Genomic DNA, 21747 nt, shown 5'->3' with positions numbered 1-21747 from the left:
CAACATCTTGCGCGGCGATCCTTAGTTTCGGATCACTTCGGCTGCATCGCATCCCAGGCGGCGCTGAAGCCCTTGAGCGAGATTTCCAGCTCCACCTTCTGATCGGGGGCGCGCATCGGCACGATGGTCATGGCGATCTTCTTGCCCTTCTTGAACAGGTCAAGTTCCGCCGCCTTCAGCACCACGTTCGAGAAGCAGCCGACCTGCGAGCAGAAGGAATAGGGCAGCGTGATCGGCTTTTGCGTGTCGATCTGCAGCGTCACCCCGGCGGTCAGCGCCGATTCGAGCGGCGTCGCGATCGTGGCCCCGGCCACGGCTTCCTTGCCCTTCGGCAGCCCCAGAACCGAGATCGAAGCGACCTTGTTGCCGTCCTTGTCGGTCAGCAGCTGGAACATCTCGCAGGGCTCGTCACCGCTTTCGACGCGGATGCACTGCACTTTCCAGTCGCCTTCCGTGGTCTTGACATAGGGTTCGGCGGCAGGCTCGGCGGCGGGTTCAGCCGCGGGCGAGGAGGCTTCGGCCGCGGGCGCCGGGGTCGGTGCCGGGGCGGCGGCATCCTCGGCCAAGGCCATCGGCGCGGCAAGGCTGGCGGCCAGCAGAAGAGCAAGGGAAGCGGTGTTTTTGATCATGAAATGTCCTCCATGGGGATGGAGCCGCCTTAGCATGCCGCCCGAAGCCTGTCAGGGGCAAAAGCGCCCGTCCCGGCGCGGCGGCCGATGCGGGCGGTGAAACTTGCGTGAGGATGGGGGCCGAATAAGAAGGGCTCCGTTGACCGGAGCCCCGTATTCCCCCTGCCGGACTGGCCGACTATGTCATTGCGGAAACGCTAGTGCGGAATATCCCGCAGGTCAACACGCAAAAATGATCGGCCGCGCGCGATTTTGGTCCCGATCTTGCGCGCGAAAGCGAAAAAACCGCGCCCGAAGGCGCGGCCAGTCTGACAGGGAGGAAGTGTTCCGCGGCCAATGGGCCCGAAGCGGAACGAAACCACACTGGCACAAAAGGGTTAAACAAGTATTCTCGCGGCGCATGGGAGCCGGGCCACAGCGGGTCCGGGCAGCAACGGGGGAACGGATGAGCGCAGGTCTGACCGGGGCGGGGATCTTCGTCGGCGGCGGGGGCGAGGGATATCGCCAGCCGCAGGAGCTGCTGCTGAAGGCGGGCAACCGGCACGGGCTGATCGCGGGGGCGACGGGCACCGGCAAGACGGTGACGCTGCAGGTTCTGGCCGAGGGCTTCTCGGCCGCGGGGGTTCCGGTGTTTCTGGCCGATGTGAAGGGCGATCTTGCGGGCCTGGCCGCGGCGGGGAGCGAGACCGGCCCGCTGCACGAGGCGTTTCGCAAACGTGCGGCCACGATCGGCCATGATCTGTCCTACCGGGCCTGTCCGGTCACGTTCTGGGATCTGTTCGGGGAACAGGGCCATCCGATACGCACGACGGTGACCGAGATGGGGCCCTTGCTGCTGGCACGGCTGCTTGATCTGAGCGAGGCGCAGGAAGGCGTGCTGAACATCGCCTTTCATCTGGCCGATGCCGAGGGGCTGGCGCTGCTGGATCTGGCCGATCTGCGGGCGATGCTGGTGCATGTGGGCGAACGCGCGGCCGAGCTGAAACTGCGCTACGGGAATATCTCGGCCGAGTCGGTGGGGGCGATCCAGCGCCAGCTGCTGATCCTCGAAAATCAGGGCGCGGCGCAGTTTTTCGGCGAACCGGCGCTTGATCTCGCCGACATGATGACGCTGGCGCCGGACGGGCGCGGCCGTGTCAACATTCTGGCCGCCGACCGGCTGATGAGCAGCCCGCGGCTTTACGCGACTTTCCTGCTCTGGCTCTTGTCGGAGCTTTTCGAGGATCTGCCCGAGGTCGGCGACCCCGAGCGGCCGCGGTTCGTGTTTTTCTTCGACGAGGCGCATCTGCTGTTTGACGATGCCCCCAAGGCGCTGGTGGACAAGGTCGAACAGGTGGCGCGGCTGATCCGCTCGAAAGGTGTCGGCATCTATTTCATCACGCAAAACCCCGCCGATGTGCCCGAGGACATCCTGGGCCAGCTGGGCAACCGGGTGCAGCATGCGCTGCGCGCCTTTACCGCGCGCGATCAGAAGGATCTGAAACGCGCCGCCGAGACCTATCGCCCCAATCCGCGCTTCGACACCGAAACCGCGATCCGCGAGGTCGGCACCGGCGAGGCGGTGACCTCGTTTCTGGAGCCGAAGGGCGTGCCCGGCATGGTCGAGCGCACGCTGGTGCGCCCGCCGCAGTCCCGGCTTGGCCCGCTCGAGGCCGGGGAACGCGCGGCGCTGCGCGCGGCCTCGCCCCTCGGCGCGAAATATGATCAGGCGGTGGACCGGCCCTCGGCCTTCGAGATCCTGACGGCACGGATGCAAAAGGCCGGTGCCGAAGCCGCCGCGGGGGGCGCCGCGGCGAAGCTGGAGTTCAACCGCGCCCGCCGGTTCGAGGCCCCGCAGCCCCAGCCCGCAGCCCCGCGCCGACCGGCCGGGTCGGCCTCGCGCAGCGACAGCATCGCCGAGGTCTTCGGCAAGTCGCTGGCGCGGCAGCTGGGCAGCAAGGCCGGTCAGCAGATCGTGCGCGGGGTGCTGGGCTCGCTGTTCAAGGCGCGCTGATCGGGGCGCGCTGATCGGGGATCAGGCGACGCGGATCTGCGCGGGCTGCCGGGCTTGCGGCAGCCCCCGCGCCTCGGCCATCATCGCGATCAGCACCTCGATGTGACGCAGGAAACTGTAGCCGGCCTCTCCGGCCTGACGCGCCGCTTCCAGCCCGTCTTCCTCGGCCATCAGCAGGCGCAGCGCCGCTTCGGGGCCGGGCAGCTCGCGCGTCGCCAAAAGTCGGCGCAGATCGCGGTTGCGGTCGTAATCGCGCTGCCCGAAGCGTGCGGCCCGGATCAGCAGTTTCGGACGGCGCAGACGCGCCATCTGGTCGATCTGGTCGGTCATCGTGATCCCCTCACTCGGTCCGGATCAGTGTTGCGCAACCAAAACGGGTGTTGCGCAAATATTCGCTCAACCGAACGCTGCGTTTGGAAATCTTTAGAGTTTATAAAGAATTTTCGAGATCGCCCCATTTCTTAACCAAGGGGTAACCAAAGCAACCCACGGTTGCAGATGCCGTTTGCGCTATCTGACTGCCAGCCTGTCGATGGGAGACCGGAGATGAAGACCATGCAAGATCGGGAGAGCCTGCCGGACTGGTTGCCCGACCATGCACGGCTTTATCTGCGTCACGTCGAGGAGGGCGTGCCGATCCGGCAGCTGGCGCGGGCGGAGGGCTGTCACGCCTCGACCATCCTGCGCCGGGTGCGCCGGATCGAGCAGCGCCGCGACGATCCGCTTGTTGACGAAGCCCTGACCCGGCTTGGCCGCTTTGCCGCCGCCGCATCTGCCGCCCCGCCCAGAGAGGATGACCCTGCGATGACCGCTCCGATCCGCCCGACTGCGCCGCAAGCCTGCCCCGAAGCCGCCGAAGACCCCGACAGCCCGGATATCGCGACGCTTTCGCGCGAGGGGCGGCGGGTGCTGCGGCGGCTGGCGGAGCCGGGGGCGCTGCTGATCATCGCGCCCGACATGGAAAAGGCGGTGGTGTTGCGGGGCACGGTGCGCACGGCGGTGGTGGCGCGCGAGGTGGCGCAGGGCTTTGCGCTGAACGGCTGGATCTTGGTGCAGCACAGCGGGCGGGTGACCAGCTACGAGCTGTCCGCCACCGGGCGGGCGGCGTTGAAGCGGCTGTTGGAAGCGGAGGCCTTGACCGCGGGACGCGACCCCGCGACGGCGGCGGACAACCCGCATGCCGACCGTCACCGCGACTGGGGCGAGCGCACGGTGAACGAGGGGCAGGGCCGGGTGACGCGGATGCGGATGAACCTGGCCGAAAGCCCGCTTGGGGTGCTGGCGCGGCGGCGCGACAGCGACGGGCGGCCGTTCCTCTCGCCCGATCTGGTGGCGGCGGGGGAACGGCTGCGCGAGGATTTCGAACTGGCGCAGATGGGGCCGCGGGTGGCGCAGAACTGGGAACGCTTCATGACCGGCGGCGCCCGCGGGCAGTATCGGCCCGAGCTGGGCCATGGCGGTCCGGGCGGCTCTGACCGCGCCCGGGAACGGGTGGCGGCGGCGCTTTGCGACCTCGGGCCGGGCCTGGGCGACATGGTGCTGCGGTGCTGCTGTTTTCTGGAAGGGCTCGAGACGGCGGAAAAGCGCATGGGCTGGTCGGCGCGTTCGGGCAAGATCGTGCTGCGCATCGCGCTGATGCGGCTCAAGCGCCATTATGACGAAACCTATGGCGGGGCCGCGCCGCTGATCGGCTAGGCGGGGCACAGGCAATTTGCATCGGGCGGGTTTTCGGCCTATCTGGGGGCAATCCCGCTGCGAAAGGAAGCCCGATGCCCGACATCCAGGACCCGGCCCACAAGGCGCCCGTTCTGCGCCACCCGGAAAAGGCGCATCGCCCTGACAATGCCCAGCCGAAGAAACCGGGCTGGATCAAGGTCAAGGCGCCGACCTCGCAGGGCTACAAGGAAACCCGCGATCTGCTGAAGACGAACAAGCTTGTCACCGTCTGCGAGGAAGCAGGCTGCCCCAATGTCGGCGAATGCTGGAGCCACGGCCACGCCACGATGATGATCATGGGCGAGACCTGCACCCGCGGCTGCAGCTTCTGCAACGTCGCCACCGGCAAGCCCGAGGCGCTGGATGCGTTCGAGCCCGGCCGGGTGGCGCATGCGGTGGCGACGCTCGGTCTGAAACATGTGGTCATCACCTCGGTCGATCGCGACGATCTCACCGATGGCGGGGCCGAGCATTTCGCCCAGACGATCCGCGCCGTGCGCCACCGCGCGCCGGATACGACGATCGAGGTGCTGACCCCCGACTTTCTCAAGTGTGGCCCGGAAGCGCTTGAAAAGGTTGTCGAAGCCCGGCCCGACGTGTTCAACCACAACCTCGAGACCGTGCCCGGCCTTTACCCGACCGTGCGGCCCGGGGCGCGCTATTTCCATTCCTTGCGGCTGCTGCAACGCGTCAAGGAGCTTGACCCGGCGATGTTCACCAAATCCGGCATCATGGTCGGGCTGGGCGAGGACCGGCAGGGCGTGCTGCAGGTGATGGATGACATGCGCGCCGCCGACATCGATTTCCTGACCATCGGCCAGTATCTGCAGCCGACGCCGAAACATCATGCCGTTTCCCGCTTCGTCACGCCCGAGGAATTCGCCGATTACGAAAAGGCGGCCTATGGCAAGGGCTTCCTGATGGTCTCGGCGACGCCCCTGACGCGGTCGAGCTATCACGCGGGCGATGATTTCGCGAAACTGCGCGCGGCGCGGCTGGCGAAGCTGGGCCGGTAACGCCTAGCGCGGCAGACCTTCGAGCGGGCGGATGCGCAGCTGGCTGATGCGGTTGTCCTTGCGCCCGGCGACCTCGAAGCGGAAGCCGTGAAAAGAAAACACCTGACCGACCTCGGGGATCGACTGGGCCTCGTGGATGACGAGGCCCGCCACCGTATGCGCCTCGTCGTCGGGCAGCGCCCAGTCGGTTTCCCGGTTCAGATCGCGGATCGTCATCGCGCCATCGACCAGATAATCGCCCGCCTCGGTCGGTTTCAGCTGCCGCGCCGCGCGGGGGTCGAATTCGTCGGTGATCTCGCCGACGATCTCTTCCAGAATGTCTTCCAGCGTCAAAAGCCCCTTCAGATCGCCATATTCATCGACGACCAGCGCGAAATGGGTGCGCCGTTTCAGGAATTCCCGCATCTGTTCATCCAGCGGCGTCGTTTCCGGGATGAAATAGGGCTTCATCGCCACTTTCATCAGGTCAAGATCGCTGACGGAATCGAGCTTGCCATCACCGCTGCGCAAGAACCGCTCGACCGCGCGCAACAGATCCTTGGCATGCAGGATGCCCACCACATTTTCCCGCTCGCCCTTGTAAAGCGGCAACCTGGTGTGCGGCGAGGCCAGAACCTGCGCCAGAACCTCGTTCGGGTCGTCCTCGGCGTCGATCATCTCGACCTGGCTGCGGTGGCGCATGATTTCCGCCACCGTGCGATTGCCCAGATCGAGCGCCCCCAAAAGCCGGTCGCGGTCGGCCTTGTCCACCGTCCCCTCGGAGGCGCCGATGGCCAGCGCCCCGGCGATTTCCTCGCGGATCGAGAACATGTTCTGGTTCGCATCGGTGCGCAGACCGAAGACCCACAGGATCGCACGCACGATCATCCGCACCACCGTCACGATCGGGCTGAGCAGCCGGATCAGCACCCGCACGATCCGCGCCACCCGCGCCGCCACCGTCTCGGGGTTGGTGATCGCCCAGGTCTTCGGCAGCACCTCGGAAAAGATCAGCACCAAAGCTGTCATCACCAGCGTCGCGACCGCCACCCCGGATTGCCCGAAAAGCCGGGTCAAAAGCGCCGTCGCCAGCGCCGCCGAGAGGATGTTGACGACATTGTTGCCCAAAAGCAGCGCGCCGATCAGCCGCTCGCTGTCCTCGGTGACCTTCAGCGCGGCTTCGGCGCCCTTTTCGCCCCGGTCGGCGCGGGCGCGCAGCTTCGGGCGCGAGGCCGCCGTCAGCGCGGTCTCCGAGCCGGAAAAGAAAGCCGAGAGCATCAGCAGAACGACGATGGCCCCGGCATTGAGCCAGAACCCGGTGTCAAGCCGGTCGGCAAAGGCGGAAAGGGTCGCAAGAACGGTGGTTTCGGGCATGATGGCGGATGATGTCGCGTTACGGCGCCGGGATCAAGCTTGCGGATCGGCGCGGCGGGCCAGCGGGTGATGGCCCAGCACCAGATCCTTCAGCCGCTCCTCCAGCACATGGGTGTAGATTTCGGTGGTGGACAGATCGGCATGGCCCAGAAGCGTCTGAATCACCCGCAGATCGGCGCCGCCCTGCAGCAGATGCGTGGCAAAGGCATGGCGCAGCACATGCGGCGTCACCCGCGCCGGGTCGAGCCCCGCCGCCAGCGCGATATCCTTCAAAAGCGCATGAAATCCCTGCCGCGTCAGATGCCCCTCCTTGCCCGAGGACGGGAACAGAAAGCGCGAGGGCGGCAGACGGCGGGCGATCCGCGCCGCCTCCTCGGCGGCGTCACGGGTGGCGAGCCAGGCTGCCAGCGCCTCGCGCGCCGGGGCGGAGAGCGGCACCATCCGTTCCTTGTCGCCCTTGCCGCGCACCATCAGCATCGCCGGATTGCCGCGCGCCGCCGCCACCGGCAGGCCGACCAGCTCGCTCACCCGCATGCCGGTGGCGTAAAGCAGCTCCATCAGGCAGCGGTTGCGGATCTGCTCGGCCGGGCTGCGGCCCTGATCGCGCCCGGCCTCCAGAAGCGCCTCGACCTCCTCGATGCTCAGCGTTTTCGGCAGCCGCTGCGCCTTGCCCGGCCCCGAGATCTGCAGGGTCGGGGTTGTCCGCCCGCCAGCCCTCGTCATAGGCGAAGCGGGTAGAATTGCTTCACCGCCGAGAGCCGCGCGCGCCCGGGTCGCTTTCGCCAGCCCCTCGGCCTCGAGCCGGACCAGCCAGTCCTCGACCGCGGCGCGATCCAGCGTGATCAGATCAAGGCCCTTCGCCGTGGTGAAGTCCAGAAAATCGCTCAGATCGCGGCCATAGGCGGCAATGGTGTTGCGCGCCGCCCCGGCCTCGGCGGCCTGCGCCTCCAGGAAGACGGCGATCCTTTCGCGCGGCAGCATCGGGATCATCCGCGCCGCTCCAGAATGATCAGCTGCAAGGCCGTGCGTCGCGCCAGACTTTCGAACCCGGCCTTGCGCAACAGCGTCAGACCGGATTCAAGCCGCCGCGCATCGCCCTTGGCGCCTTCGGAAATGTCATCGACCGCCGCCAGCAGCGCCTCGCCCAGCCGGTCGGGCACGAGCCCCGCATAGGCTTCGGGCACGGCGGCGGGCGGGGCGTCGAAGACCCGCTTCACCGTCAGGCCCAGAAGATCCTGCGCCTCGACCGGCGCGGTGTCGCCACGCGCCAGCGCGCTCAGAAGCGGCTCCTCGGCGGCGGCATCGGGCCGGGTCTGCACGACGGTTTCAAAGCCGCCCGTCAGCAGCGCCAGCCGCAGCGCCAGCCGTCTGGCCGCGCCGGTCAGCGGCAGATCCAGCAGCCGCGGCGCGAACATCGCGGCGAAAGCGGTTTCCAGCTCCTGCGCCTGCATCAGATCCCAGGCGGCGGGCAGGACCTGCTCGACGCGCGCGACATCACTTGCAGAAAGGGCCGCATCCAGTTGGGAAACAAGGGAAACCCGGTCCCACACCCCGCCCGAGGCAGAAGCGCGGTCCTGGGTGTAAAGCCCAAGCAGCTGGTTTGGATCCAGCACCCCCATGCGCGAAAGCCGCTCGGCCGCCTCGATCTGCGTCTTCCAGCCGGCATTGGCGCGCAGGTCGGAATGGGCAAAGGCGACGGGCAGGGTCGTCGTCGCCATCGGCTGGCCGATCGCCTCCATCAGCCGGAAGCTGAGCGGCGTCGGCCGCGCGGGCGGCGGCAGATCGGTGGCACCATCGGCGCCCTCGTCATCGAGAAACCGTTCCAGAAGCAGCGCGGTCTCGCTGTCGATCTGCCCAAGCGCCCGGCCGGTGCCCAGCGTCAGCATCGCCGCATCCCATTTCGACCGCCGCGCCAGACAGAAGATCCGCGCCGGATAAGAGGGCGCGACGGCGGGGGTTTTCTCCATGATTTCACAGGCATGGTCTTCCTCGCCCAGAAGCAGGGCAACATCGAAGCGGCGCCGGAAGATCTCGGGATCCGAGGGCTCGGCCTGTTCCAGAAGCGCCATCGCCTGATCCAGCGCGCCCAGATCCAGCAGCCGGTCGATGCGGGCCAGAAACAGCACGTTCTGCCCCTCGGGCGCCGGGGTGATCGGCGGGTCCAGCTCGGCGAGCATCAGTTCAAGCAGGAAGCCCTGCACCGCGGGCAGGGTATCGAGCCGCTCCTTGCGCAGCGCCGCCGCCAGATCGACCTCGGGCGTCGCGCCCCAAAGCCCGCGCGGCAGGCCCAGACGGCTGGCGGGCAAAAGCCCGAGACTGTCGGCATTGCGCGCCGAATCCAGCGAGGCGACGCCGATGCGCTCCACCATGCCCGCGCCCGAAACCGGGGCCTCGCCCGCGACGGGGGGCAGCACCGCCACCGAGCCGCCGCCCGGGCGCAGCGGCACGCCGCTGACCGAGGTCGAAAGCCAGTCGATCGCCGACATCGGCGCCTCGGCCAGCGCCGGGGGGGCAGGCCAAAGACCCAGCGTCAGGGCCAGAAGCAGACGGCGATCAATCGTCAAGCCCGCCCCCGCAGCTTCGGTCGCCGGGGCCGGTTGCGCGGGGGCCTGCGGGGCCGGGGACGCGGCCGCAGGGGCGGCCGGAGCCGGTGTCACAGCCGGGGCCGGGGCCAGATCGGGCAGGGCGACGGGGCTGCGGATCTCGACCGGATCGGCCGTCATCTCGCCGAAATAGGCATAGCCGAGCGTGCCCAGCACCGCCGCCAGAAGAAGAACGAGAATGGCCTTGAACATGCGCCCCATGATTTTGCTTTCTTGTCTTATGCTCGTTTGCGACCGTCTGCACCGGCTTTGGCCTGACTTGCTGCGGGGATGCCGCCGAAACGTCGCGCTGGCAAGATTATATATGGCATTTCGACAAAGTTCACGCCATTGAAGGGCGCAAAGATCACGAATGCGCAAGCGCCGCAGGGCGCCGGGCCGGGGAGGGCTGCGTGACCGGGCAAGACCAAGTTCACCCGCGTCTGCAAAAGACGATCGTGCTGGTGGGGATGATGGGCGCGGGCAAGACCGCGGTGGGCACCGCGCTGGCGCGGGCGCTGCGGGTGCCGTTTCACGACAGCGACGAGGAGATCGTCAGGGCGGCGCAGCGTTCGGTTGCCGAGATCTTCGAACGCGATGGCGAGCCGTTCTTTCGCGCCCGCGAATCGGAGGTGATCGAGCGGCTGCTCTCGGGCACGCCCGGGGTGGTCTCGACCGGCGGCGGGGCGTTTTTGTCAGAGGCGAACCGGGCGATGATCGCGCGGCTGGGGGTCTCGGTCTGGCTGCAGGCGGATCTGGAGCTGCTCTGGACCCGGGTCAAGGGCAAGACGACGCGGCCGCTTTTGCGCACCGCCGATCCCAAGGCGACGCTGGCCGAGCTGATCGAGCGGCGCTATCCCGTCTATGCGCTGGCGCAGCTGGCGGTGGAGGCCGAGCCGGGGCTGTCGATCGAGCAGATGGCGCAAAAGGTGATCGAAGCGCTTCGGGGCCACCCGGGGCTGTTCGCGGAGGATTGAATGACCGAAGTGGTGAAGGTGGAGCTGGGCGCGCGCGCCTATGAGGTGCGGATCGGGGCCGGGCTTCTGGCGCGGGCCGGGGCGGAAATCGCGCCCTTGCTGCGCAAGCCCAAGGTGGCGGTGGTGGCCGACGCGACCGTGGCCGGGCTGCATCTGGAGGCGCTGCGGGCGGGCCTCGGCGATGTCGAGATGGTGTCGATGACGCTGCCCTCGGGCGAAGGAACCAAAAGCTGGCCGCATTTCGAGCGTGTCTGCGAATGGCTTCTGGCGCAAAGGGTCGAGCGCAAGGATATCGTCGTGGCCTTTGGCGGGGGCGTGATCGGCGATCTGGTGGGCTTTGCCGCGGCAGTGTTGCGGCGCGGCGTGCGCTTCGTGCAGATCCCGACGACGCTTCTGGCGCAGGTCGACAGTTCGGTCGGCGGCAAGACCGGGATCAATGTCGCGGCGGGCAAGAACCTGATCGGCGCCTTTCATCAGCCTTCGCTGGTTCTGGCCGATATCGGGCTGCTCGATACGCTCGCCCCGCGCGATTTTCTGGCCGGTTATGGCGAGGTGGTGAAATACGGGCTTCTGGGCGATGCGGCGTTTTTCGACTGGCTCGAGGCGAACGGCCCGGCGATGGCGGCGGGCGACCGGGCCTTGCGGCAATATGCGGTGAAACGCTCGGTCGAGATGAAGGCCGAGATCGTCGCGCGCGACGAGACCGAGGAGGGCGACCGGGCTTTGCTGAATCTCGGTCACACCTTCTGTCATGCGCTGGAGGCGGCGACGGGTTATTCCGACCGGCTGCTGCATGGCGAGGGGGTGGCGATCGGCTGTGCGCTGGCGTTTGAGCTGAGCCAACGGCTGGGGCTTTGTTCGCAAGAGGCGCCAAGCCGTGTGCGGGCGCATTTGCGCGACATGAAGATGAAGGTGGAACTGTCTGATATTCCGGGGGAATTGCCGGATGCCGAGGGGCTGATCGCGCTTATGGGCCAGGACAAGAAAGTGCTGGATGGCAAGCTGCGCTTCATTCTGGCGCGGGGGATCGGCGCGGCTTTTGTCACTTCGGACGTGCCGCGTGAGGTGCTGAAAGACCTGCTGACCGAGGCCCTGGCGCGGCGGTAAGCCATGAAAAAGGCCTGACCGCGCCGGGCGGTCAGGCCTTGCAAAAGCGACCCTTGCGGGTCACTCCCATTCGATCGTGCCCGGGGGCTTTGAGGTGATGTCATAGGTCACCCGGTTGATGCCCTTGACTTCATTGATGATCCGCGTCGCGGTCTCGCCCAGGAAGTCATGGCTGAACGGGTAATAATCCGCCGTCATGCCATCGACCGAGGTCACCGCGCGCAAAGCACAGGCGTAATCATAGGTCCGCCCGTCGCCCATCACGCCCACCGTCTTCACCGGCAGGATCGCGACGAAAGCCTGCCAGATTTCGTCATAAAGCCCGTGCTTGCGGATCTGGTCGATATAGACGGCATCGGCCTTGCGCAGGATGTCGAGTTTTTCCCGGGTGATTTCGCCGGGGCAGCGGATGGCGAGACCCGGGCCCGGGAAGGGATGGCGGCCGATGAATTTCTCCGGCAGGCCAAGCTCGCGGCCAAGGGCGCGGACTTCGTCCTTGAAAAGCTCGCGCAGGGGTTCGACCAGCTTCAGCCCCATCTTTTCCGGCAGGCCGCCGACATTGTGGTGCGATTTGATCGTCACCGAAGGCCCGCCACTGAACGAGACCGATTCGATCACGTCGGGGTAAAGCGTGCCCTGGGCGAGGAATTCGGCGCCCTCGATCTTGTTCGCCTCGCGCTGGAAGACGTCGATGAAAAGCTTGCCGATGGTCTTGCGCTTGACCTCGGGGTCCGAAACGCCCTCGAGCGCGCCGATGAAGAGATCGGCCTCGTCGGCGTGGATCAGCGGGATGTTGTAATTGTCGCGGAACATCGAGACGACCTCGTCGGCCTCGTTGAGCCGCATCAGACCGTGATCGACGAAGACGCAGGTCAGCTGATCGCCGATGGCTTCATGGATGAGCACGGCCGCAACCGAGCTGTCGACGCCGCCCGAAAGGCCGCAGATCACCCGCTTGTCGCCCACCTGCGCGCGGATTTTCGCAATGGCGTCGTCTTTGTAAGACGCCATCGTCCAGTCGCCGGTGAAGCCCGCCAGCCGCACGAAGTTTTCGTAAAGCTTCGCGCCTTTGGGCGTGTGGTGCACCTCGGGGTGGAATTGCACGGCGTAGAAGTTGCGCGCCACATCGGCGGTGATCGCAAAGGGCGCACCGGGCGAGGTGCCATAGACCGCAAAGCCCGGGGCGATGCGCGAGACGTGATCGCCGTGGCTCATCCAGACCTGTTCGGGACCGGCATCGAACCAGCCGTCCAGGATCGGCAGGCGTTCGTCCGTGGGGGTCACGAAGGCGCGGCCGAATTCGGCGGTGCCGTGGCCGGTTTCCACAAGACCGCCCAGTTCCTGCATCATCACCTGCTGGCCGTAGCAGATGCCAAGGATCGGCACGCCCAGGGCGAAGGCGGATTTCGGCGGGCGGGGGGAACCCTCCCGGGTGACCGAATCCGGGCCGCCCGAGAAGATGATGGCCTTGGGGGCGAAATCCGCCAGGAAGGCGTCGGTCACCTTCTGATAGGGGTGGATTTCGCAGTAGATGGAAAGCTCGCGCAGGCGCCGGGCGATGAGTTGGGTCACCTGCGAGCCGAAGTCGATGATGAGAAGGCGCTGATGCTGGGTCATGGATGCGGAATAGGGGCGGTTGTTTCGGAAAGCAAGAGCGCAGAAGTTCCGGCGTGACAGTCTCGGTTCAGCGCGTTAACCTTGGTTAATCTTGTTGATCGGATATTCTCGCCATGAACATGAAATCTGTTGTCGCCGCGGTATTGTTTGGCATCTTTCTGTGCTCTCCGGTTATGGCCGATGATCGGGGCGCCGAGACCGGGTCCTTGAAAGACACGCGGGCTGCGGTCGCGCTTCTGACCCCCACGCCGCCCGAGGCCGTTTATGCAGGCTGCTGCAAGCATTGCAGCAAAGGCAAGGCTTGCGGCGACAGTTGTATCAGCCGTTCCAAAAGCTGCCACAAAGGGCCCGGCTGCGCTTGTGATTGAAAGGAAAAGGGGCCGGTGAGGGCCCCTTTTGCGGTCTTAGCGTTCGGGAAGCAGGCCCCTTGGGCTGAAGCGCAGCACCAAAAGCAGGATCAGCCCCATGATCACAAGGCGCATGTGCGGCGCCGAGTCGAGCAGATGGGTCTTCAGCGTGCCATCGGCCAGATGGGTCGAGACCATGCCCATCAGCGTCGGGCCCCATTCGCCCGCCTTGATCCAGACGAACCAGATCAGCAGGCCGCCCAGCACCGAGCCCCAGTTGTTGCCCGAGCCGCCGACGATCACCATCACCCAGATCAGGAAGGTGTAGCGCAGCGGGTTGTAGGCCGAGGGGGTCATCTGACCGTCAAGCGAGATCAGCATCGCCCCGGCCAGACCCAGAACGGCCGAGCCAAGGATGAAGATCTGCAGATGCCGCCCGGTGACGTTCTTGCCCATGGCGGCGGCGGCGACCTCGTTGTCGCGGATCGCGCGCATCATCCGGCCCCAGGGCGAATTCAGCGCGAGTTGCGCCGCCCAGATCAGAAGGCCCAGAACCGCGACGAAAAGCAGGCAATAGAGCAGCTTCACCAGCAGCGTCGAGCCGGTCATCGGGTCCAGCCCGAAGCTGGTCGCACGCGCGACAAAGCCCGGATCCTGTTGCAAGTTCGTCTCGTAAGGCACGGGCCAGGGCCGCGGAATCCCGTTCACGTTCAAAACGCCACGGGCCAGCCATTCCTCGTTGCGCAGGACGGCGACGATGATTTCGCCGATGCCGAGCGTGGCGATGGCCAGATAGTCCGAGCGCAGGCCAAGCGCGGTCTTGCCCACCACCCAGGCGGCGGCGGCGGCCAGAAGCGCGCCCACCGGCCAGGAGATCAGCACCGGCAGGCCGATGCCGCCCAGATAGCCATAGGCCGAAGGGTTGACCGCCTGGATCGCCTCGACCGCCGGGTCGAAGAGGGTGCGATAGGCGATGAAGCCCAGCAGCAGAACCCCGGCCACGGCCCAGCCGCGCAGCTTCGTGTCAAGACGGCCGTGCAGGAAGACGGCGGCGACGAGCGTCGCCATGGCGATGACCATCGCGATCAGAACGCCCCAGCCCCCGGCCGAAAAGGCGCCCGGGGTCGGCGGCATCGAGACCAGCACCGGCGCAAGGCCCCCCAGCGCCAGAAAGCCCACGACGCCGGTGTTGAAAAGCCCCGCATAGCCCCATTGGATGTTCACGCCGAGCGCGAGGATCGCCGAGATCAGCCCGACCCGCAGGATGCCGAGCGCATTGTCCCAATGCCCCGAAAAGAAGCTGTTCGAGACCGTGCCTTCGAGCAGGAACAGGACCGCAAGCGCCCCGAACATTGCGGGCGCGCGCCATTTGCCGCCCTTCGCGGCTTTCGGTTGATGCGTGCTCATACCGATTTTCCTTTGAACAGACCGGTGGGCTTGAACAGCAGCACGATGATCAGGATCGCGAAGCTCACCGCGAATTTGTATTCGGTGGACAGCAGTTGCAGCAGCCCCTCGGGTTCGTAGCCGGGGATCAGATACATCGCCACCTTCTTCCAGGCATAGGTGATCGAGACCTCGGAAAAGGCGATCACGAAGCCGCCCGCGATGGCGCCCAGCGGACTGCCCAGGCCCCCGACGATCGCCGCGGCGAAGATCGGCAGCAGCAGCTGGAAGTAGTTGAAGGCCTTGAACGACTTGTCGAGGCCGTAAAGCGTGCCCGCGATCGTGGCCAGCGCCGCGGCGATCACCCAGGTCACGGCGACGACGCGGTTCGGGTCGATGCCCGAGAGCAGCGCCAGATCCTCGTTGTCGGCATAGGCGCGCATCGACTTGCCGGTGCGGGTCTTCGCCAGGAACCAGAACAGCGCCCAGACGACCAGACCGGCCGTGATCACGGTGATCGCGGTGCTGCCGCGGATGGCCAGCGCCTCGGTCAGGCCGGTCGCGGCCTTGAAATCGGCAGCCGAGATCAGGAACCGGGCGCCATCGGCGAATTTGATCTCGTCGACGCCGATCAGCACCCGGGTGAGGCCGTTCATCACGAACATCACGCCGACCGAGACCATGGTGATGTAGATCGGCGCGGCGCGGACCTTCCGATAATAGCTGTAAACCACCCTGTCGGTGGCCAGCACCATCGCCGCGGTCAGGGCGATGCCGAAGGGCAGGGCCAGCAGCGCCGTCGGCAGCGGCCCGAAGCTGATGCCCGCCGATTGCAGCCCCCAGGTGACAAGGATCGTCAGCCCGGTGCCGAAGGCCATGGTGTCGCCATGGGCGAAGTTCGAGAACCGCAGGATGCCGTAGATCAGCGTCACGCCCAGCGCGCCCAGCGCCAGTTGCGCGCCATAGGCGGTGGCGGGAACGATGATGTAATTCAGGATCGCCACGAAGGCATTGAGGATATCCATCACTGCACCTCCTCGCAGCGGCCTTCGAAGGCGATCACGAGGGCTTGTCCCTCGGATTGGGTGTGGATCGACAAAACGGCCCCGGAGGCGCCGAAGTCGGAGAAGAAATAGGATGATCCGTCCGAGGGTTGAGAGGCAAAGCTCATTTGCCCCGAGACCGGATCGAAGCCGCCCGCCAAGGCGATCTTGGCGCGGTGGTCGCGGAAGGTGGCCTCGGCGCCGCGGGTTTCGAGCGTCACGTTGTAATCTTCCTCGCCGCAGCCGCCCGAGATGCAGGACTGGGTGAAGTGACAGTTCAGCACGAAGGCGCGCTCGGGGTGGATCGTCTCGGCCTGCAGGGGCGCGGCCAGCAGCAGCGCGGCCAGAAGGGGCGTTTTCATCTCAACCCCCGAGGAAGGTGCGGCGGACCTCGGGATCGGCCATCAGCGCCGCCCCGGTGTCGGTATATTTGTTCGCGCCCTGCACCAGAACATAGCCCTGATCGGCGATTTCCAGCGCCTGCCGGGCGTTCTGTTCCACCATCAGGATCGAGATTCCGGTCCGCGCCACCTCGATGATGCGGTCGAAAAGCTCGTCCATGACGATGGGCGAGACCCCCGCGGTGGGTTCGTCCAGCATCAATAATTTGGGTTTCGTCATCAGCGCGCGGCCGACGGCGACCTGCTGGCGCTGCCCGCCCGAGAGCTCCCCGGCGTTCTGATGGCGCTTTTCGCGCAGGATCGGGAACAGCTCATAGACCTGGTCCATCGTGTCGCGGAAATCGTCGGCGCGGATGAAGGCGCCCATTTCCAGGTTTTCCTCGACCGACATCGTCGGGAAGACGTTGTTCACCTGCGGCACGAAGCCCATGCCCTTCTTCACCCGCTCCTGCGGCGAGAGCGCGGTGATGTCCTCGCCATCCAGCGTCACCCGGCCGCCGCGCAGACGCAGCATGCCGAAGACCGCCTTCATCGCGGTGGATTTGCCCGCGCCGTTCGGGCCGACGATCACCGCGATCTGGCCCTTTTCGACCTTGAGCGTGCAGCCGTGCAGGATGTCGGCGGCGCCATAGCCGCCGGTCATCTCGGAGGCGTCGAGAAAGCTCATTGTTGCGCCTCCGCCTTGATCTTGTTCTTCAGGCCGCGGCCCAGATAGGCCTCGATCACCGCTTCGTTCTGCATGATCGTGGCCGGGCTGCCCTCGGCCAGCACCTTGCCCTCGGCCATGACGATCACCGGATCGCACAGGCGGCCGATGAAATCCATGTCGTGCTCGATCACGCAGAAGGTATAGCCGCGTTCCTTGTTCAGACGCACGATCGCATCGCCGATCGTGTTCAGAAGCGTGCGGTTCACCCCGGCGCCGACCTCGTCCAGAAAGACGATCTTCGCCTCGACCATCATCGTGCGGCCGAGTTCCAGAAGCTTCTTTTGCCCGCCCGAAAGGTTCCCGGCGCGTTCGTCCTTCAGATGGGAAATCGTCAGGAAGTCAAGGACTTCGTCGGCCTTCTTCAGAAGGGCCGCCTCTTCCTCGGCGATCCTTCCGCGGCCGAACCAGGCGTTCCACAGCGTCTCGCCCGACTGGCCCGAGGGCACCATCATCAGGTTTTCCCGCACCGTCATCGTCGGGAATTCATGCGCGATCTGAAAGGTGCGCAACAGCCCCTTGTGAAACAGCTCGTGCGGTTTCAGCCCGGTGATGTCCTCGCCCGCCATCGTCACCCGCCCCGAGGTGGGCTTGTGCACCCCGGCGATGACGTTGAAAAGCGTCGACTTGCCCGCGCCATTCGGACCGATCAACCCGGTGATCGATCCCTTGGCGATGTCTAGCGAGGCACCGTCAACGGCGTGAAAGCCGCCAAAGTGCTTGTGCAGGTTCTCGACCCGGATCATGCAGTCCCCTCGGTGGCCCCGAAGGGCCGGTCTCTGTGCCGTTTTCGGCTTTGTTTTCAAAGGAAACAGCCCGGATTTCTCCGGGCTGCTTCGATCTCTTTCGAAACCTCAGCGGTATTTGACGGTTTCGATCTTGTCGTCCTTGATCTCGATTTCGCGGAAGGTGCCGGCGGATTCGCCCGCGCCGATCAGCTCGACCGAGGTCGCGCCCTGATAGTCGATGTCCTGACCGGCCGCGATCAGATCGAGCGCCTTGCCGAGCTCGCCGGGAAGGATCTTTTCGCCCGGAGCATTGGCGACATCCATCACCTTGCCCTTGTAGACGGCCGGATCGGTCGAATTGGCAGCTGCCATCGACAGCAGGATCAGCGAAGCCGCATCATAGGCCTCGCCCGAATAGACGCCGGTGCCGTCAAAGCCCGCGGCGGTCGCGGCGGCGAGGAACTTGTCCTTGCCTTCGCCTTCCGACGACGGCATCTGGCCGAAGGAGCCGTTGACTTCCTTGCCGAAATCAGTCTCGAGCTTGCCGCCGACCATGCCGTCGGGGAAGACGAAGGTCGAGAAGGCGCCGGTGTCGAGCGCGCCGCGCAGGATGCCCGAACCGCCCTGGTCGACATAGCCCGCGATCACCAGCGCTTCGCCGCCGGCCGAGGCCAGCGAGGCGACTTCGGCCGAGTAATCCGGCTTGCCGTCGTCATGTGCGGCGTTGATCGTGACCTTGCCGCCCTTGGCTTCGAAAGCTGCGGCGAAGCTGTCGGCCAGGCCCTTGCCGTAGTCGTTGTTGGTATAGGTCAGCGCCACCGACTTGATGCCGTGTTCCATGATGATGTCGGTCATCACTTCGGACTGGCGCGCATCCGAGGGCGAGGTGCGGAAGAACAGGCCGTTGTCCTCGAGCGTCGAGAGCGCGGGCGAGGTGGCCGAGGGCGAGATCATCACGACGCCCTTCGGCATGGCGACGTTTTGCAGCGAGGCGACGGTTTCGCCCGAGCACATGCCGCCGACGATCCCCTTGACGCCATCGGCGGTGATCAGTTTTTCGACGGTGGCCGAGGCTGCCGCCGAGTCGATGCAGGTGCTGTCGCCCCGCACGCCCACGACGGTCGCACCGCCCATGAACTTGCCCGAGTCGCTCACTTCCTTCATCGCCAGTTCGGCACCCTGCGCCATCGCGGGCGACATCGATTCGAGCGGACCGGTGAAGCCGAGCGAGATGCCCAGTTTCACTTCGTCGGCAAAGGCACCGCCAGCGGTCAGCGCCAGCGTGGCACTTGCCAGGAGAAGCTTCTTCATGTGTTCACTCCCAAGTTGGAACATTGTCCTGGCGGCGCAGGTTAGAACCGGAAACTGGAAAAGAAAATAGGCCAGTTGGTCAAGTTTCGATCTGAACCGGCCCGTTTTGCGCAACATTCTGACGCATCAGTCAAGAAAATCCTCGTCGAGACCATCCAGCCCCGCTTCGACGACGCTTTCGGCCGCCTCTTCCTCGGCCCCGCCCGAGGTGCCGCGTTCGCGATAGGGCGTGGTCTGGTAATGCGCGCGGTAGCATTTCGAGAAATGCGAGGGCGAGGCGAAGCCGCAGGCCAAGGCCACGTTGATCACGCTCATTTCCGTTTGCATCAACAGGTTGCGGGCCTTTTGCAGGCGGATCTCCATGTAATAGCGCTTTGGCGAGCGGTTCAGATAGCGGCGGAACAGCCGTTCCAGCTGGCGGGTGGACATGCCCACATCCTCGGCCAGTTTCGCCGGGCTGATCGGCTCTTCGATATTGGCCTCCATCTGGCCGATCACCTGGGCCAGTTTCGGATGCCGCACGCCGATCCGGGTCGGGATCGACAACCTTTGCGTGTCCTGATCGGTGCGGATCGAGTTGTAGATCAACTGATCGGCGACCGTATTGGCCAGACCCTCGCCATGATCGCGGGCAATCTGCTTCAGCATCAGATCGATCGAGGCCGTCCCCCCGGCCGAGGTCAGCCGGTTGCCGTCGATCACGAAGACCGATTTCGTCAGCTTCACCCCCTCGAAATCCTCGAGGAAGCTGTCCTGATTCTCCCAATGTATGGTGGCGCGCTTGCCGTCGAGCAGACCGGCCTTGGCCACCGCCCAGGCGCCGGTGCACAGCCCGCCCACCGCCGCCCCGCGCCGGGCCTCGCGGCGCAGCCAGTTCAGGATCGGCTTCGTCGTCGCCTCGGCCACGTCGATGCCGCCGCAGACCAGCACGGTGTCATCGCGCGAGATCTCGTCGAGCCCCATGTCGACGCGCAACACCGTGCCGTTCGAACAGGTGACGTCCTGGCCGTCGTCCGAGGCCAGTTTCCAGTCGTAAAGCTTCAGCCCCGAGACCTGATTGGCCAGTCGCAGCGGCTCGATCGCGCTGGCAAAGGCCATCATGGTGAAGCGGTCGAGCAGCAAGAACACGTAGCGGCGCGAGCGTTCGGGCGCGGTCAGGCGCACAGTGCCCTGCGAGGGCGCGGGGCGGGTGTGGGTGCGGGGGGTGGTCGAGGGGAGGCGCATTTTTGCGACGTCTTTCATGTCGTTTCACGCACACAATCAGGCTTTGCGTCGCAGCGCAAGGGGGCCTTTCGGTCTGGGCAAGCCGCTTGCCAGCCCGGGGGCCGGGGCCGAAAAACGGGTTTGTTCTATTTCACGCATCGCTTTATAAGGCCGGGCGACGAAAAGCCCCGAAGGGAGTGGACTATGGCCAAGGCATGGATGAAATCGGACTGGCGCGCGAAGCCGCGGGTGCAGATGCCCGATTATCCCGACGCTGCGGCCCTGACCGCGGTCGAGGCGCAGCTGGGCAAGATGCCGCCGCTGGTCTTTGCCGGTGAGGCGCGGCGGCTGAAGGCCGATCTGGCGAAGGCCGCGAAGGGCGAGGCGTTCCTGTTGCAGGGCGGCGATTGCGCCGAAAGCTTCACCGAATTTTCCGCCGACAACCTGCGCGACACCTTCAAGGTGTTGTTGCAGATGGCGATCGTGCTGACCTGGGGGGCGAAGGTTCCGGTGATCAAGGTCGGGCGGATGGCCGGGCAATTCGCCAAGCCGCGCTCGGCGCCGACCGAAATCATCGGCGGCGTCGAATATCCGAGTTACCGCGGCGATATCGTGAACGGGTTCGAAGCGACGCAGGAAGCCCGGCTGCCCGATCCGAACCGGATGCTGCAGGCCTATACCCAGGCGGCGGCCTCGCTCAATCTGCTGCGGGCGTTTTCGACCGGCGGCTATGCCGATATTCACCGGGTGCAAAGCTGGATTTCGGGCTTTACCGACGAGGCCGATGCCGCGCGCTATCGCGAAGTGGCGGAGCGGATCTCGGATGCGATGGATTTCATGGCCGCCGCGGGCGTGACCTCGGAGACGGCGCATCAGCTGGGCAAGGTCGATTTCTACACCAGCCACGAGGCGCTGCTGCTGGAATATGAAGAGGCGCTGTGCCGGATCGACAGCACGACGGGGCTGCCGATCGCGGGCTCGGGTCACATGCTGTGGATCGGGGACCGGACCCGGCAGGTCGATGGTGCGCATGTCGAATTCTGCCGCGGCGTGCAAAACCCGATCGGGCTGAAATGCGGTCCCTCGACCACCGAGGAAGATCTCAAGCTGTTGATGGCGAAGCTTAATCCGCAAAATGAACCGGGGCGGCTGACGCTGATCGCGCGCTTTGGCGCGGGCAAGGTGGGCGAGCATCTGCCGCGGCTGATCCGCACCGTGCAGGCCGAAGGGGCGCAGGTGCTTTGGACCTGCGATCCGATGCATGGCAACACGATCAAATCGGCCTCGGGCTTCAAGACGCGGCCGTTCGATTCCGTGCTGCGCGAGGTGCGCGAGTTCTTTGCCATCCACAAGGCCGAGGCCACGATCCCGGGCGGCGTGCATTTCGAGATGACCGGCAAGGATGTGACCGAATGCACCGGCGGCGTGCGGGCGGTCTCTGACGAAGACCTGTCGAGCCGCTATCACACCGCCTGCGATCCGCGGCTGAACGCCAGCCAATCGCTGGAACTGGCCTTCCTCGTCGCCGAGGAGCTGCAGGACCTGCGCGTGATGAAAAAGGCTGCGGGGCTTTAAGATCGCCCCGCAAGTCCTTGGTTCAAAAGAAAAGGCCCGGCGGTGATGCCGGGCCTT

The 21747-nt window shown here is 65.8% G+C and carries 20 protein-coding genes; 7 read left to right on the top strand and 13 right to left on the bottom strand.

The window, feature by feature from the left end:
- Positions 1-32 precede the first annotated feature (32 nt).
- Positions 33-629 (bottom strand): invasion associated locus B family protein, encoded by a 597-nt coding sequence (locus RCAP_RS09275; RefSeq protein WP_013067593.1) that lies wholly within the window; start codon positions 627-629, stop codon positions 33-35.
- A gap of 445 nt (positions 630-1074) precedes the next feature.
- On the opposite strand from RCAP_RS09275, the gene RCAP_RS09270 reads away from it, so the two are divergent.
- Positions 1075-2622 carry a helicase HerA-like domain-containing protein gene (locus RCAP_RS09270; protein ID WP_013067591.1) on the top strand — a complete coding sequence of 516 codons (1548 nt, stop codon included), beginning with the start codon at positions 1075-1077 and terminating at the stop codon, positions 2620-2622.
- Positions 2623-2643: 21 nt separating this feature from the next.
- Here RCAP_RS09270 and RCAP_RS09265 read toward each other — a convergent pair whose 3' ends face one another.
- Positions 2644-2952, bottom strand: a complete 309-nt coding sequence (locus RCAP_RS09265) for a DUF6477 family protein (RefSeq protein WP_013067590.1) — start codon at positions 2950-2952, stop codon at positions 2644-2646.
- 216 nt (positions 2953-3168) lie between these two features.
- Here RCAP_RS09265 and RCAP_RS09260 point away from each other — a divergent pair, with 216 nt between their 5' ends.
- Both RCAP_RS09260 and lipA read left to right on the top strand, forming a co-directional pair.
- Positions 3169-4317 (top strand): DUF6456 domain-containing protein, encoded by a 1149-nt coding sequence (locus RCAP_RS09260; protein WP_013067589.1) that lies wholly within the window; start codon positions 3169-3171, stop codon positions 4315-4317.
- 74 nt (positions 4318-4391) lie between these two features.
- Entirely contained in the window at positions 4392-5354 is a 963-nt protein-coding gene (gene lipA, locus RCAP_RS09255) for a lipoyl synthase (protein WP_013067588.1), read from the top strand.
- A gap of 3 nt (positions 5355-5357) precedes the next feature.
- On the opposite strand, the gene RCAP_RS09250 is transcribed toward lipA, so the two are convergent.
- Genes RCAP_RS09250 through RCAP_RS09240 form a run of 3 tightly spaced genes read right to left on the bottom strand, consistent with a single transcriptional unit; the run spans position 5358 to position 9511 of the window.
- On the bottom strand, positions 5358-6707 hold the full coding sequence (locus tag RCAP_RS09250) for an HlyC/CorC family transporter (protein WP_013067587.1): 1350 nt from the start codon (positions 6705-6707) through the stop codon (positions 5358-5360).
- 33 nt (positions 6708-6740) lie between these two features.
- Positions 6741-7697: a tyrosine recombinase gene (locus RCAP_RS09245; RefSeq protein WP_013067586.1), complete on the bottom strand. Its 957-nt coding sequence runs from the start codon at positions 7695-7697 to the stop codon at positions 6741-6743.
- Positions 7694-9511: a hypothetical protein gene (locus RCAP_RS09240; RefSeq protein WP_013067585.1), complete on the bottom strand. Its 1818-nt coding sequence runs from the start codon at positions 9509-9511 to the stop codon at positions 7694-7696. The genes RCAP_RS09245 and RCAP_RS09240 overlap by 4 nt, the downstream gene beginning before the upstream one ends.
- Positions 9512-9702: 191 nt before the next feature.
- Between RCAP_RS09240 and RCAP_RS09235 the strand changes: the two genes are divergently transcribed.
- The gene (locus RCAP_RS09235; protein ID WP_013067584.1) at positions 9703-10266 is read left to right on the top strand and encodes a shikimate kinase; all 564 of its coding nucleotides are present in this window, start codon (positions 9703-9705) and stop codon (positions 10264-10266) included.
- Entirely contained in the window at positions 10267-11373 is a 1107-nt protein-coding gene (gene aroB, locus RCAP_RS09230; protein ID WP_013067583.1) for a 3-dehydroquinate synthase, read from the top strand.
- Positions 11374-11433: 60 nt separating this feature from the next.
- Here the strand turns inward: aroB and guaA are convergent, their stop codons facing one another.
- On the bottom strand, positions 11434-12990 hold the full coding sequence (guaA, locus tag RCAP_RS09225) for a glutamine-hydrolyzing GMP synthase (RefSeq protein ID WP_013067582.1): 1557 nt from the start codon (positions 12988-12990) through the stop codon (positions 11434-11436).
- Positions 12991-13109: 119 nt separating this feature from the next.
- On the opposite strand from guaA, the gene RCAP_RS19890 reads away from it, so the two are divergent.
- Positions 13110-13358, top strand: a complete 249-nt coding sequence (locus RCAP_RS19890; RefSeq protein ID WP_238530192.1) for a hypothetical protein — start codon at positions 13110-13112, stop codon at positions 13356-13358.
- 36 nt (positions 13359-13394) lie between these two features.
- Here the strand turns inward: RCAP_RS19890 and RCAP_RS09215 are convergent, their stop codons facing one another.
- The 7 genes from RCAP_RS09215 to RCAP_RS09185 form a co-directional block, all read right to left on the bottom strand.
- Positions 13395-14744 carry a branched-chain amino acid ABC transporter permease gene (locus tag RCAP_RS09215; protein WP_013067581.1) on the bottom strand — a complete coding sequence of 450 codons (1350 nt, stop codon included), beginning with the start codon at positions 14742-14744 and terminating at the stop codon, positions 13395-13397.
- Entirely contained in the window at positions 14741-15748 is a 1008-nt protein-coding gene (locus tag RCAP_RS09210; protein WP_013067580.1) for a branched-chain amino acid ABC transporter permease, read from the bottom strand. The genes RCAP_RS09215 and RCAP_RS09210 overlap by 4 nt, the downstream gene beginning before the upstream one ends.
- On the bottom strand, positions 15748-16128 hold the full coding sequence (locus tag RCAP_RS09205; protein WP_013067579.1) for a hypothetical protein: 381 nt from the start codon (positions 16126-16128) through the stop codon (positions 15748-15750). The genes RCAP_RS09210 and RCAP_RS09205 overlap by 1 nt, the downstream gene beginning before the upstream one ends.
- A 1-nt stretch (position 16129) precedes the next feature.
- Positions 16130-16834, bottom strand: coding sequence for an ABC transporter ATP-binding protein (locus RCAP_RS09200; protein ID WP_013067578.1), 705 nt, complete (start codon positions 16832-16834; stop codon positions 16130-16132).
- Entirely contained in the window at positions 16831-17619 is a 789-nt protein-coding gene (locus tag RCAP_RS09195; protein WP_013067577.1) for an ABC transporter ATP-binding protein, read from the bottom strand. The genes RCAP_RS09200 and RCAP_RS09195 overlap by 4 nt, the downstream gene beginning before the upstream one ends.
- A gap of 108 nt (positions 17620-17727) precedes the next feature.
- Positions 17728-18912 (bottom strand): ABC transporter substrate-binding protein, encoded by a 1185-nt coding sequence (locus tag RCAP_RS09190; protein WP_013067576.1) that lies wholly within the window; start codon positions 18910-18912, stop codon positions 17728-17730.
- 126 nt (positions 18913-19038) lie between these two features.
- Positions 19039-20136, bottom strand: a complete 1098-nt coding sequence (locus RCAP_RS09185) for a GlxA family transcriptional regulator (protein ID WP_115503959.1) — start codon at positions 20134-20136, stop codon at positions 19039-19041.
- A 183-nt stretch (positions 20137-20319) separates the two neighbouring features.
- Between RCAP_RS09185 and RCAP_RS09180 the strand changes: the two genes are divergently transcribed.
- Positions 20320-21690, top strand: coding sequence for a class II 3-deoxy-7-phosphoheptulonate synthase (locus RCAP_RS09180; protein WP_013067574.1), 1371 nt, complete (start codon positions 20320-20322; stop codon positions 21688-21690).
- The last annotated feature ends 57 nt before the right edge of the window (positions 21691-21747 follow it).

Origin of the sequence: Rhodobacter capsulatus SB 1003 (assembly GCF_000021865.1) — a bacterium.
Taxonomy (GTDB): Bacteria; Pseudomonadota; Alphaproteobacteria; order Rhodobacterales; family Rhodobacteraceae; genus Rhodobacter; species Rhodobacter capsulatus_B.
Note: the sequence above shows the minus strand (reverse complement) of the source record. Positions and strands in the feature narration are given on the sequence as shown.

Bases quoted from the DNA above. Each gene is read 5' to 3' on its own strand.
- RCAP_RS09275 (WP_013067593.1), bottom strand. From the start codon at position 629: ATGATCAAAAACACCGCTTCCCTTGCTCTTCTGCTGGCCGCCAGCCTT.
- RCAP_RS09270 (WP_013067591.1), top strand. From the start codon at position 1,075: ATGAGCGCAGGTCTGACCGGGGCGGGGATCTTCGTCGGCGGCGGGGGC.
- RCAP_RS09265 (WP_013067590.1), bottom strand. From the start codon at position 2,952: ATGACCGACCAGATCGACCAGATGGCGCGTCTGCGCCGTCCGAAACTG.
- RCAP_RS09260 (WP_013067589.1), top strand. From the start codon at position 3,169: ATGAAGACCATGCAAGATCGGGAGAGCCTGCCGGACTGGTTGCCCGAC.
- lipA (WP_013067588.1), top strand. From the start codon at position 4,392: ATGCCCGACATCCAGGACCCGGCCCACAAGGCGCCCGTTCTGCGCCAC.
- RCAP_RS09250 (WP_013067587.1), bottom strand. From the start codon at position 6,707: ATGCCCGAAACCACCGTTCTTGCGACCCTTTCCGCCTTTGCCGACCGG.
- RCAP_RS09245 (WP_013067586.1), bottom strand. From the start codon at position 7,697: ATGATCCCGATGCTGCCGCGCGAAAGGATCGCCGTCTTCCTGGAGGCG.
- RCAP_RS09240 (WP_013067585.1), bottom strand. From the start codon at position 9,511: ATGGGGCGCATGTTCAAGGCCATTCTCGTTCTTCTTCTGGCGGCGGTG.
- aroB (WP_013067583.1), top strand. From the start codon at position 10,267: ATGACCGAAGTGGTGAAGGTGGAGCTGGGCGCGCGCGCCTATGAGGTG.
- guaA (WP_013067582.1), bottom strand. From the start codon at position 12,990: ATGACCCAGCATCAGCGCCTTCTCATCATCGACTTCGGCTCGCAGGTG.
- RCAP_RS19890 (WP_238530192.1), top strand. From the start codon at position 13,110: ATGAAATCTGTTGTCGCCGCGGTATTGTTTGGCATCTTTCTGTGCTCT.
- RCAP_RS09215 (WP_013067581.1), bottom strand. From the start codon at position 14,744: ATGAGCACGCATCAACCGAAAGCCGCGAAGGGCGGCAAATGGCGCGCG.
- RCAP_RS09210 (WP_013067580.1), bottom strand. From the start codon at position 15,748: ATGGATATCCTCAATGCCTTCGTGGCGATCCTGAATTACATCATCGTT.
- RCAP_RS09205 (WP_013067579.1), bottom strand. From the start codon at position 16,128: ATGAAAACGCCCCTTCTGGCCGCGCTGCTGCTGGCCGCGCCCCTGCAG.
- RCAP_RS09200 (WP_013067578.1), bottom strand. From the start codon at position 16,834: ATGAGCTTTCTCGACGCCTCCGAGATGACCGGCGGCTATGGCGCCGCC.
- RCAP_RS09195 (WP_013067577.1), bottom strand. From the start codon at position 17,619: ATGATCCGGGTCGAGAACCTGCACAAGCACTTTGGCGGCTTTCACGCC.
- RCAP_RS09190 (WP_013067576.1), bottom strand. From the start codon at position 18,912: ATGAAGAAGCTTCTCCTGGCAAGTGCCACGCTGGCGCTGACCGCTGGC.
- RCAP_RS09185 (WP_115503959.1), bottom strand. From the start codon at position 20,136: ATGCGCCTCCCCTCGACCACCCCCCGCACCCACACCCGCCCCGCGCCC.
- RCAP_RS09180 (WP_013067574.1), top strand. From the start codon at position 20,320: ATGGCCAAGGCATGGATGAAATCGGACTGGCGCGCGAAGCCGCGGGTG.